The 10,907-nt window shown below is 55.3% G+C and carries 11 protein-coding genes; 5 read left to right on the top strand and 6 right to left on the bottom strand.

Going from position 1 to position 10,907, the window contains the following annotated elements; all coding sequences use genetic code 11:
• Together JTA15_RS19030 and malK are read right to left on the bottom strand one after the other, a co-directional pair.
• The coding region (locus tag JTA15_RS19030) for a carbohydrate porin (protein WP_219373267.1) at positions 1 to 515 on the bottom strand (515 nt) is incomplete at its 3' end.
• A 42-nt stretch (positions 516 to 557) separates the two neighbouring features.
• Positions 558 to 1,667 carry a maltose/maltodextrin ABC transporter ATP-binding protein MalK gene (malK, locus tag JTA15_RS19025; RefSeq protein WP_014168196.1) on the bottom strand — a complete coding sequence of 370 codons (1,110 nt, stop codon included), beginning with the start codon at positions 1,665 to 1,667 and terminating at the stop codon, positions 558 to 560.
• Positions 1,668 to 2,039: 372 nt separating this feature from the next.
• Here malK and malE point away from each other — a divergent pair, with 372 nt between their 5' ends.
• The 3 genes from malE to malG all read left to right on the top strand — a co-directional run bounded on the left by malE (position 2,040) and on the right by malG (position 5,746).
• The gene (malE, locus tag JTA15_RS19020; protein ID WP_020882849.1) at positions 2,040 to 3,230 is read left to right on the top strand and encodes a maltose/maltodextrin ABC transporter substrate-binding protein MalE; all 1,191 of its coding nucleotides are present in this window, start codon (positions 2,040 to 2,042) and stop codon (positions 3,228 to 3,230) included.
• Between the two features lie 66 nt (positions 3,231 to 3,296).
• Positions 3,297 to 4,841: a maltose ABC transporter permease MalF gene (gene malF / locus JTA15_RS19015; protein ID WP_020882850.1), complete on the top strand. Its 1,545-nt coding sequence runs from the start codon at positions 3,297 to 3,299 to the stop codon at positions 4,839 to 4,841.
• 14 nt (positions 4,842 to 4,855) lie between these two features.
• Positions 4,856 to 5,746, top strand: a complete 891-nt coding sequence (gene malG, locus JTA15_RS19010; protein WP_014168193.1) for a maltose ABC transporter permease MalG — start codon at positions 4,856 to 4,858, stop codon at positions 5,744 to 5,746.
• A 96-nt stretch (positions 5,747 to 5,842) separates the two neighbouring features.
• On the opposite strand, the gene psiE is transcribed toward malG, so the two are convergent.
• Positions 5,843 to 6,253, bottom strand: a complete 411-nt coding sequence (gene psiE, locus JTA15_RS19005) for a phosphate-starvation-inducible protein PsiE (RefSeq protein WP_020882851.1) — start codon at positions 6,251 to 6,253, stop codon at positions 5,843 to 5,845.
• 129 nt (positions 6,254 to 6,382) lie between these two features.
• On the opposite strand from psiE, the gene JTA15_RS19000 reads away from it, so the two are divergent.
• Both JTA15_RS19000 and JTA15_RS18995 read left to right on the top strand, forming a co-directional pair.
• On the top strand, positions 6,383 to 6,898 hold the full coding sequence (locus JTA15_RS19000; RefSeq protein ID WP_052951135.1) for a GNAT family N-acetyltransferase: 516 nt from the start codon (positions 6,383 to 6,385) through the stop codon (positions 6,896 to 6,898).
• Between the two features lie 8 nt (positions 6,899 to 6,906).
• A complete protein-coding gene (locus tag JTA15_RS18995) occupies positions 6,907 to 7,362 on the top strand; it encodes an acyltransferase (RefSeq protein ID WP_014168190.1) in 456 nt (151 codons plus the stop codon).
• A 38-nt stretch (positions 7,363 to 7,400) separates the two neighbouring features.
• On the opposite strand, the gene JTA15_RS18990 is transcribed toward JTA15_RS18995, so the two are convergent.
• From JTA15_RS18990 to JTA15_RS18980, 3 genes are read right to left on the bottom strand one after another with little or no spacing between them, the layout of a single operon-like run.
• Positions 7,401 to 9,497, bottom strand: a complete 2,097-nt coding sequence (locus tag JTA15_RS18990; RefSeq protein ID WP_014168189.1) for a YjbH domain-containing protein — start codon at positions 9,495 to 9,497, stop codon at positions 7,401 to 7,403.
• Positions 9,497 to 10,234 carry a capsule biosynthesis GfcC D2 domain-containing protein gene (locus tag JTA15_RS18985; protein ID WP_032679376.1) on the bottom strand — a complete coding sequence of 246 codons (738 nt, stop codon included), beginning with the start codon at positions 10,232 to 10,234 and terminating at the stop codon, positions 9,497 to 9,499. Before JTA15_RS18985 ends, JTA15_RS18990 begins: the two co-directional genes overlap by 1 nt.
• Entirely contained in the window at positions 10,231 to 10,869 is a 639-nt protein-coding gene (locus JTA15_RS18980) for a YjbF family lipoprotein (RefSeq protein ID WP_025206403.1), read from the bottom strand. The genes JTA15_RS18985 and JTA15_RS18980 overlap by 4 nt, the downstream gene beginning before the upstream one ends.
• Positions 10,870 to 10,907 lie beyond the last annotated feature (38 nt).

Genomic DNA, 10,907 nt, shown 5'->3' with positions numbered 1-10,907 from the left:
GTGGAACGGGTCGCGGCCAGAGACAGTTTACCGAAGCCCAGATCGATGTTTTCGATACCCGCACCAGGACCAGAGATATCCCAGTAGTAGAAGTCGATCATGTGGACGTCATGACGCTGATAGAAACGCTTACCGGCCCAGATGGTGGAGCCTGGCAGCCATTCAATCAGGTTTTTACCCTGCACGTTTGCTTCACGGAAGGCCGGGCTGGTGGATTCCCAGTCATTCTGCTGAGAAACGGAATACGCAACGTTAGTGTCGAAATAGAAGCTCTTATCGCCCTCTTTCCACACTTCCTGACCCAGTTTCAGTTCGGCGTAGGTTTCACATTCGTTACCGAGACGGTATTTACTTTGTGCACCGGTTGCCTGGAAACATTGTTGTTCACCGCCACTCCCGGTCCAGCCAATGCCAGAACGAGCATAACCTTTAAAGTCCACGGCACCCGCGTGTGCAGACAAAATGCCTGCCGTCACGGCGATTGCCAGAGGAAGTTTGCGCAGAGTAATCATCATTCTATCTCCTGAGATCATTGCTTTTCTTTGTAATTGGAATGCTTAAACGCCTGGCTCTTTGTGCAACCGACGACATGCGGTGCCATCCTCACGGAACAGATGGCAACGCTCTGGCGGCAAACCGATAGCGAATGTGGCACCCTCTTCTACCAACACCACGTCATTCTGGCGGTAGACCAGGTTCTGACGGATGGCGGGGATCTGGATATGAATCTGTGTTTCGTGACCAAGTTGTTCGACGACCTGAACGTCACCTTCCAGCGTCACATCGGCGATGTGGCTCGGCAGTAAATGCTCAGGACGAATACCGAGGGACATATTGGCCCCCACCTGTACGTTGGCGCTGTCGACCGGCAGCCACACTTGCTGACGGTTTGGCAACTCCACCTGTACCTGTTCAATGGCTGTCGCGGTCACTTTGACGGGCAGGAAGTTCATCTTTGGCGAGCCAATAAAGCCCGCAACAAAGCGGTCTGCCGGGTAGTGATAAAGCTCCAGCGGTTTACCCACCTGCGCCACGCGACCGGCGTCCAGCACCACAATTTTGTCGGCCAGCGTCATCGCTTCGACCTGATCGTGGGTGACGTAAATCATCGTGCGGCCAAGACGTTTGTGCAGACGGGAGATTTCGATACGCATCTGGACGCGCAGGGCGGCATCCAGGTTAGAAAGCGGTTCATCGAGCAGGAACACGCGCGGTTCGGCGACCAGCGTACGGCCAATTGCCACACGCTGACGCTGACCACCGGAAAGGGCTTTTGGTTTACGCTCAAGCAGGTGTGCCAGCTGTAACACTTCCGCCACCTGCGTGACGCGCTGGTTAATCACCTCTTTTTTCGCGCCCGCCAGCTTCAGACCGAAGGACATGTTCTCGGCTACGGAAAGGTGGGGATAGAGTGCATAAGACTGGAAAACCATGCCGACGCCACGTTCGGCAGGCGGAATGTCATTCATTCGGGTATCACCAATCAGCAAATCGCCGCTGGTGATGGTTTCAAGACCGGCAATCATACGCAGCAGAGTTGATTTACCGCAGCCAGATGGGCCGACAAATACCACGAATTCACCTTCGTGGATGTCCAGATTGATGTCTTTCGACACCACAACGTCACCCCAGGCTTTCGTTACATTACGCAGCTGTACGCTCGCCATGCCCTTCTCCCTTCGTTACAACCTGTCACCGACAGAAACATTCAAGATAAGTTCACTATGGGGTATCCATTACTTTCGTGAATCCTCCACCCCCCGGCTTTTTTATGGGGGAGGAGGCGGGAGGATGAGAGAGCAGGCTCTGCGACCGCTGCTGGAGGGCTGAGGCGAAATTCGTGAAGCCACCTGCAAAATTCACTGTGTTTTTATGTGCGCCAGCACTCATAACTTAAATTTATGTAACGGAGATCACACAAACGGGGGGTGGGGCGTAGGGGTTGGGAGGATGGAAAGAGGATGTCAAATAAGGAGACTGAGTCACGTTGAACCACCTCAGTGTATCCACGAGCACATCACCAAAAAAGGATGGCAGATATGAAGATCAAGACTGGCGCACGCGTTTTCGCATTGTCCGCCCTTGCAGCAATGATGATTTCCGCACCGGCTCTCGCCAAAATTGAAGAAGGTAAGCTGGTTATCTGGATTAACGGCGATAAAGGCTATAACGGCCTGGCCGAAGTGGGCAAGAAATTCGAGAAAGACACCGGTATCAAAGTTACCATTGAACACCCGGACAAACTGGAAGAGAAATTCCCGCAGGTTGCTGCAACGGGTGACGGTCCGGACATCATCTTCTGGGCACATGACCGTTTCGGTGGCTACGCGCAGTCGGGTCTGCTGGCTGAAGTGACGCCAGACAAAGCTTTCCAGGACAAACTGTACCCGTTCACCTGGGATGCCGTTCGCTATAATGGCAAGATCATCGCTTACCCAATCGCGGTAGAAGCGCTGTCTCTGATTTACAACAAAGACCTGGTACCCAACCCACCGAAAACCTGGGAAGAGATCCCGAAACTGGATAAAGAGCTGAAGGCGAAAGGTAAGAGCGCGCTGATGTTCAACCTGCAGGAACCGTACTTCACCTGGCCGCTGATTGCTGCCGACGGCGGTTACGCGTTCAAATTTGAAAACGGCAAATATGACGTGAAAGACGTGGGCGTGGACAACGCTGGCGCGAAAGCAGGCCTGACCTTCCTGGTTGACCTCATCAAGAACAAACACATGAACGCGGATACCGACTACTCCATCGCAGAAGCGGCGTTCAACAAAGGCGAAACCGCGATGACCATCAACGGTCCGTGGGCCTGGACCAACATCGACAAGAGCAAAATCAACTACGGCGTAACCCTGCTGCCAACCTTTAAAGGCAAGCCGTCTAAACCGTTTGTTGGCGTGCTGAGCGCAGGTATTAACGCTGCCAGCCCGAACAAAGAGCTGGCGAAAGAGTTCCTGGAAAACTACCTGCTGACCGATCAGGGTCTGGATGAAGTGAACAAGGACAAACCGCTGGGCGCGGTTGCGCTGAAATCCTTCCAGGATCAGCTGGCGAAAGACCCACGTATCGCGGCAACCATGGATAACGCCCAGAAAGGCGAAATCATGCCGAACATCCCACAAATGGCAGCGTTCTGGTACGCCACCCGTACCGCCGTCATCAACGCAGCAAGCGGTCGTCAGACGGTTGATGCTGCGCTGAAAGATGCTCAGGGTCGTATCACGAAGTAAGGCTTTTATCCCCTCTCTCCCCTGCGGAGAGAGGGAGAACAAAATGTGTTGTAGAGGAAGAACCCCATGGATGTCATTAAAAAGAAACACTGGTGGCAAAGCTCTGCCCTGAAGTGGTCTGTAATGGGTCTGCTGTGTCTGCTGGTGGGTTACCTTGTTGTTTTAATGTACGTACAAGGGGAATATCTGTTCGCCATCATGACGCTGATTTTAAGCTCTGCTGGCCTGTATATTTTCGCCAACCGTAAAGCCTATGCCTGGCGATATGTTTACCCGGGCGTGGCCGGGATGGGTCTGTTTGTCCTGTTCCCGCTGATTTGTACCATTGCTATCGCGTTCACCAACTACAGCAGCACCAACCAGCTTGCGCAGGAGCGCGCCCAACAGGTGCTGATGGACCGCTCTTATCAGGCGGGCAAAACCTTTAACTTCGGCCTGTATCCTGCGGGCAGCGAGTGGAAGTTAGCACTCACTGACGAAGAAACCGGCAAAAATTATGTTTCCGACGCTTTCAAATTTGGCGGCGAGCAGAAGCTAGCCTTAAAAGAGGCTGCGGCCCTGCCGGAAGGCGAACGCGCTAACCTGCGCATCATTACGCAGAACCGTCAGGCACTGACGCAGCTTACCGCCCAACTGCCGGACGAAAGCAAAGTGACCATGAGTTCACTGCGCCAGTTCTCCGGGACACAACCGCTCTATACGCTGGCGGACGATGGCACGCTGACCAACAACCAGAGCGGCGTGAAGTACCGTCCAAACAATGACATTGGTTTCTACCAGTCCATTACGGCTGATGGCAAATGGGGTGATGACAAGCTCAGCCCGGGCTACACCGTGACGATAGGCTGGGACAACTTCACCCGCGTCTTCACCGATGAAGGGATCCAGAAACCGTTCTTCGCCATCTTTGTCTGGACCGTAGTGTTCTCCATACTGACGGTGATCCTGACCGTTGCCGTGGGCATGGTGCTGGCGTGTCTGGTGCAGTGGGAATCTCTGAAAGGGAAAGCCATTTACCGCGTGCTGCTTATTCTGCCGTATGCCGTCCCGTCGTTTATCTCGATTCTGATTTTCAAAGGGCTGTTTAACCAGAGCTTCGGTGAAATCAACATGATGCTGAGCGCGCTGTTCGGTATCAAACCGGCCTGGTTCAGCGACCCAATCACCGCCCGCTCGATGATTATCATCGTGAACACCTGGCTCGGTTATCCGTACATGATGATCCTGTGCATGGGCCTGCTGAAGGCTATTCCGGACGATTTGTACGAAGCCTCGGCAATGGATGGCGCGGGTCCGTTCCAGAATTTCTTTAAGATTACGCTGCCGCTGCTCATTAAGCCGCTGACGCCGCTGATGATTGCCAGCTTTGCCTTCAACTTTAACAACTTCGTGCTGATTCAGCTGTTGACCAACGGTGGGCCTGACCGTCTTGGCACCACCACGCCGGCAGGCTATACCGACCTGCTCGTCAGCTACACCTACCGTATCGCCTTCGAAGGCGGCGGCGGTCAGGACTTCGGTCTGGCGGCAGCGATTGCCACCCTGATCTTCCTGCTGGTTGGCGCTCTGGCGATTGTGAACCTGAAAGCAACACGCATGAAATTCGACTAAGGAGGGCACAGAATATGTCTATGGTCCAACCCAAATCTCAGAAACTGCGCCTCTTCGCGACGCATTTAGGGCTGCTGATTTTTATCGCGGCAATCATGTTCCCGCTGCTGATGGTCATCGCCATCTCCCTGCGTGCCGGTAACTTCGCGACCGGGAGCCTGATCCCGGATGAAATCTCCTGGGAGCACTGGAAGTTAGCGCTGGGCTTCAGCGTTGAACACGCGGATGGCCGCGTCACGCCACCGCCGTTCCCGGTGCTGTTATGGCTGTGGAACTCGGTGAAAATTGCCGGGATTACCGCGATTGGTATTGTCGCACTCTCCACGACCTGTGCTTACGCCTTTGCCCGTATGCGTTTCCCGGGTAAAGCCACGCTGCTGAAAGGGATGCTGATTTTCCAGATGTTCCCGGCGGTACTGTCACTGGTGGCGTTGTATGCCTTGTTTGACCGACTGGGCCAGTATGTGCCGTTTATCGGCCTGAACACCCACGGTGGCGTCATCTTCGCCTATCTTGGCGGTATCGCGCTGCATGTGTGGACCATCAAAGGGTATTTCGAAACCATTGACGGCTCGCTGGAAGAAGCGGCGGCGCTGGATGGCGCGACCCCGTGGCAGGCATTCCGTCTGGTGCTTCTGCCGCTGTCGGTGCCGATCCTGGCGGTGGTCTTTATCCTGTCGTTTATCGCAGCCATCACCGAAGTGCCGGTCGCTTCCCTGTTACTGCGTGATGTCAACAGCTATACGCTGGCCGTCGGTATGCAGCAATACCTCAATCCGCAGAACTATTTGTGGGGCGACTTTGCTGCGGCGGCTGTACTCTCCGCCATCCCTATCACCGTCGTGTTCCTGCTGGCGCAGCGCTGGCTGGTGAATGGCCTGACGGCGGGCGGTGTGAAAGGTTAAGTTTCATTTGTTATGCCACTGCAACCCTCAACTTTAGACGTATTGTATTGACCCAACTTGTGACTGTTGTTAGGCGGCCTCCGGGCCGCCATTTTTTTATTCCCGTTTCAGCCGTTTCGAATTGCACAGCCAGAGCGTGATCACCAGCAGCAGGATCGCCGCCGAATAGATCAGTACGTCGAGCGGGGAGGTATGATCCACGATGATCAGCCGCACAATCGCGGTGATCCCGATGTAAACAAAATAGCGTAGCGGGAAGTGAAAGCCTGACTGGAAATACTTCACAATCAGCGCGATAAATTCAAAGTAGAGAAAGTAGACCACCAGGCCTTCCACCAGCTCATATTTGCTGGTTTGTTCAGGGGCGAACAGCACATCCGCCAGATGCACCGTCTCTTTTCCCAAAAAGACGACCAGTATCAGGCCAAGGCTCAGCAGACCGAGGTTCAGCACGGTCTGGAGGATTGTTGAGATAAACTCAACGCGCGGGCGAGTCAGGGATGTCATAGAGCACCTCATTCTCCAGGGCGAGGTTCCTGTATAACGCAAAAATGTGACGGTGATCTATATTTTTTGTTTATATTATGTTCAGCGCTGTGGCATGTTGCACTCTGACACGCTTATTTCGACGAAGGGATGATGAAATTAACCATTCAACGCGCCACCGTGGATGATGCAAAACAGCTGAGTGAAATGGGGTATGCCAGCTACCGGCATCACTTTGGGCATCTATGGGAAAGCCAGACAGAGCTTGCCGCCTTTCTTGAGCAGGAATACGCGCCGCAGGCGATAGCAGACAGCCTGATGCAGCCGGGCACTTACTGGCTCATTGCCAGCGCACAAATGCCAGTCGGATTCGCAAAATTCTCAACCCAGCAGACCATCGAGCCCGAGGGGCTGTCGGGTACGCTCCTGCATAAACTCTATTTATTGCCGGATGCCACAGGACACCGCTACGGCGAGCAACTCCTTGCGGAAGTGATTCGCCAGGCAAAAGCCTGTTCGGAAAATCTGCTGTGGCTGGAAGTCCTCGAAAAGAACCCTCGCGCACGCCGGTTTTACGAAGCGCAGGGGCTGAAACATGTCAAAGACACCCTCTTCGTCACTGCGGCGCAAACCAGCACCCTCCATATTATGTCGATGCCAGTCTAAGGAGATGTATGCCAGAGCAACGCCAGACGGCTATTCGTCATGTTGTCTGCGGCGAAAACGTCGTCATTTACGAACCCGCGAATCTTTATGAGTGTTCGCTGGGCGATAACGTCTTTATCGGCCCGTTTGTTGAAATCCAGGCTAACTCGCACATCGGTGCTGACAGCAAAATTCAGTCCCATACCTTCATCTGCGAGTACGTCACCGTCGGCGAGCGCTGTTTCATTGGCCATGGGGTGATGTTCGCCAACGATATGTTCCGCGACGGTAAACCCAATGCCGACCGGCGCAGCTGGGGACACATTCGCGTGGGCAACGACGTTTCAATCGGCAGCGGGGCCACCATTCTGGCTGTCTCAATTTGCGATGGGGCGGTGATTGGGGCGGGAAGCGTGGTGACAAAGTCCATCACCGAGAAAGGGGTTTACGCCGGCAACCCGGCGAGACTGTTGCGGCGTTTGTAAGGTGCCCGGCAGGCGTAACGCTACCGGGCACTCACGCATCATCTGAAGTTGATGTTCTTATCGCTGGTCATGTCGTACAGCTGGAATTTACGCCCCAGCTGCTGACCACCGTCACGCGTCAGCGGCGTCCAGCCAATTGCCGCACGGCTGCGGGTTGGGCCTGACGAGAACAGATCCAGCGGAATGGAGACGTACACGCCTTTGGTGAAGTCCCCTTCCCCGTACTCGTCCGGCGAGACGTTAGTGATCGTGGCATAGCCACCGACCACCACACCGCTGTCGAAGTGTTTAGAGATATCCAGCGTGCCGCCTTTATCCCCCGCCAGATACTGACCAACGCTGGCTTTCACCAGTACGTCCGGGGCAAACGACGGCGTCCAGTAGGCCGTCAGATGGCCGGTTTTAACGCTGTAGTCGGTGAACTTCATCATGTCCTGCGCGCTGCGCCAGTCACGCTGTTTCACGTAGTTGGCATCAAGACCGAACGCCCAGTTACTGTCTACCGGACGGTAGAGCACTTCAGCCCCCGCGCCGCCAAACATCGTTTCCAGATAACCGCCGTAAACCTGGCCGTAGAAACCGTTACCAAAGTACTGGAAGTAGTTGGCCTGCAGGTTGTTTACGTAAGCGTCGTTCTGCACATATTCACGTACGCGAGTACGCACGCGCGGCAGCTTCGAGTCGTTCGGCGGGTTGGTATAGTTAAACTTGTCGTAGTTGTTGGCAAGGTTACCGAACAGGCTGCCGGTGGTCAGCAGGTGGTCGGTGACCCACAGATCCGCCGTCGCCATGACGCCCAGCTGATACATGTAGAAGTTTTCTGGCCCACCAACAGACTGGTTCAGCACCGGATCGATATGGAAATCAAAGCGCGACTTATCGATATACCAGCCCTGCTCGGTGGTGTCTGGCACCACTGGCTCAACGCGTTTTTGCACCAGCTCGGTTTCATGCCCAAGCGGTTCGCCTTCCAGATGGCGCTTAAGACTGGCGACATCCGTTTCCGTCGTAACCTGCGGCATGTTCAGACGGTTTTCGGTCACGCGGATCGTGCTGATCCCGTCCGGCAGATCGTTCATGATGATCCGGTTGGCGCGTTCGATCCCTTCCCGCGAGTCGCGGTATTTCACCTGCTCGCCGGTCACGTACAGCGTATCGCCTTTCACCTGAATCTTCGGATCCGCCAGACCGGCGTTGTATTTCAGCAGGGTCAGCTGGTTCGCCACGACGGAGTGCTGCAGAATGGCATCCTGCGGCTCCGGCTGGTAGGCAGGGCGCGCGTTGTCGTTGTAGTGTGGCCGCATATCGTTAAAGTTGGTACGCAGCGTCACGCCAAACATCACGGTATTGCCACGCTCATAGCTGAGGTTAACGTCAGCCCAGTCAGCCACACGGTAAATGGCACCGACGTTAAATTTGCTCTTCTGCTCAATCTTGCCGGCGAAATCCTGTGAATAGTCATTCCCTTCGTATTCCAGTTTCAGGCGCAGCGGCTGCCAGGGCGTCTGGTACTCTACGCCGCCAAACAGCGAGGCCGGGCCGTGGAACATCTGGTCGCCGTTGATGGAGCCTGCTTTCTGATAGCTATTATCGCGATAGCAATATTTGTCGCTGTAGGAGCAGAACGGGTTTTTCACGTTGCCGCTGGTCCCCAGATACCCCCAGCCGAGACCGAGTGAGAAATCAAACGGTCCCCAGGCTTTGCTGGCCACCACGTATTCCGCATCAAACAGACCGGTACCGCCGATATCCCGCGCGCCAACGGAGACCTGCGGCATCCAGTAGCTCTCTTCCCACAGACGCAGCTTCACGTCGAACGCTTTATCTTTGTAGGTCTGATCGCCGGAGAAGGACTCGACGCTGCTGTACCGTTTGGTGCGCACATCAGTGTAGCGCAGCGTGGTTTCGAGCCACGGAAACAGCTGCACAGCGGCGGAGTAGTAGCGATACTGATCGTTATCACGGTAGTTGAGGCTGATTTCCCCTTCCCGCGCCATGCGCGCGGTAGGCGTTTGCAGTAAACCGACGCCGCCGAAGTCTGACTGAGACGGGCCAATGGGTGCCGGATACGTTTCTGCATGGCAGGCGGCACTCACGCACAACGCCAGCATGCTATAGAGATAGGTTCTTTTCATTATTCCGGTATCCGCTGTTTCAGGGAGTGAAGGATATCGGCGTTCAGCCCGTCATATGCCTTCGTCCAGAAATGGTCGGCAAAACCGACAAAAATGACGCTGCCTGGCATCGGTTCGATATGGCGTTTATTCCAGTAGGCTACCGGTGCTTTTTGCGTTTGGCCGTCCGGGTACACCACCCATGCGTAGCTCTTATCCGCACCGCTCAACAAATTTTGTTCATCGAGATAGCTCGCCACATCGCGACCCGGCATAAACGGCTTGTCACCGGGACTGCTGACAAGCCCGAACACGGTAATCGTAGAAGGCTGAACAGGTAGCCAGAGCGTGTACTCACCTTCCAGTGACGGGTTAGCCGTTTCCGCGACGCGAACGTGGTCCGGATCGAGATTGACCGGCAACCGTCCGGTGACCTTCAGCGCCTTAAGCTGCTGGCGAAGGCTGTTAATGGCCGCCGCGTCGTCACCCTCTTCCTGCTCCGCCAGCCCTGTTAGCCTGGCGAGCAGCGCGTTATGTTGTTGCTCCGCCACCACCGTCGCCTGTCGTTCACTGATGACCGCACCTGGCCACCAGCTGTTCGCCAGCCTTGGCTGGCCGACGAGATCGATCAAGTGTCCGGCGTTGGTCAATGTTTTAGGCTTCGTATTGTCCTGCGTATAGACTTTTACCGTCCCGGCAGACCATGCGAGCGGCGTAGCAAAGCTTGCGATCAGCGCAACGCGAATAAGTGTTTTCATGATTTCGCGGCCTTGATCAGCGTGGTTTTGACCGGGAAGAATCCGGCACCAAGATACTGTAACGACTGGCGTATCTGGCCGTCATCGTCCACCCAGAAGCGGTTATGCCAGGTTGCCTGATCGGTAGTGACCTCTTCATCCAGCACGCGAACCCGGGTTTCGTCGCTGCCCACGTTGACGCTGTCCGTGCCATCCCAGCGGAAGGTGGAGCGGGCGGTGGCATAGCGCACCTGCTTGTGTTCGGTCCAGCCCATCGTGCGGGTCCAGCTTGCCCCGTCGGTTATCTGGTTCGGCTTGTTCAGCGGATCGGCGGCGAGATTGTTGACTTCAAGCAGGTTGTCGCCCCCGAGCAGGGTTTTCACGATACGGCTATGCTGCGTTACGATGGTGGCCTGATCCTGCGTCACCCATTTCTGCTGCCCGTTTTCATCGAAAGCGAGCACCACAAACAGCTGTGGGCCATCGTTGAGCTGCATGTACTGACTGGCATAGGGCATGTTCTGAAGTTCGTCATCGGTCAGATGCACGCCCGGCGTACCGAACATGCTTTCCCACAGTGAATGGCCCAGCCCTTTGGTGGTGGCCGAGCACGCCTGCAAAAGCAGACAAATCAGGATGATCCCAGGTCGCTTCACGACTCTTCTCCGCATTATTGCCGGGTGATGCTGCGCTT

Origin of the sequence: Enterobacter sp. BIDMC 29 (assembly GCF_019378755.1) — a bacterium.
Lineage (GTDB): Bacteria > Pseudomonadota > Gammaproteobacteria > Enterobacterales > Enterobacteriaceae > Enterobacter > Enterobacter ludwigii.
This window is presented reverse-complemented; position numbering and strand designations above follow the sequence as displayed.